We start from the raw sequence: 243 nt of genomic DNA, 5'->3' as shown, positions 1-243 counted from the left end.
AGCTATATGCATACCTTCGGCGATTGGTTAAGAGTGGATAGCGCACTTTTCTATTCTGAAGTAAAAGATGCGATTGAAGAAGTCGCGATTAGCAAAAAACTCAATCAATATCAAAATGTGGGTAAAGAAGCCTTTAAAGGTGTTGAATTAGCGGTGAATGTTTTTGCAACCGATAATTTAACGTTAGGGGCAAACTACACCTATACCCATGCAAAAAATAAAACCCAAAACACTATTGTGAAG

The 243-nt window shown here is 37.0% G+C and carries 1 protein-coding gene; it reads left to right on the top strand.

Going from position 1 to position 243, the window contains the following annotated elements:
- On the top strand, nt 1–243 hold a 243-nt coding region (locus ACTHS4_RS12405), incomplete at both ends, for a TonB-dependent receptor domain-containing protein (RefSeq protein ID WP_440366039.1).

It is taken from the genome of Neisseria sp. P0014.S009 (assembly GCF_051958155.1).
Classification (GTDB): Bacteria; Pseudomonadota; Gammaproteobacteria; order Burkholderiales; family Neisseriaceae; genus Neisseria; species Neisseria flavescens_C.
Note: the sequence above shows the minus strand (reverse complement) of the source record. Positions and strands in the feature narration are given on the sequence as shown.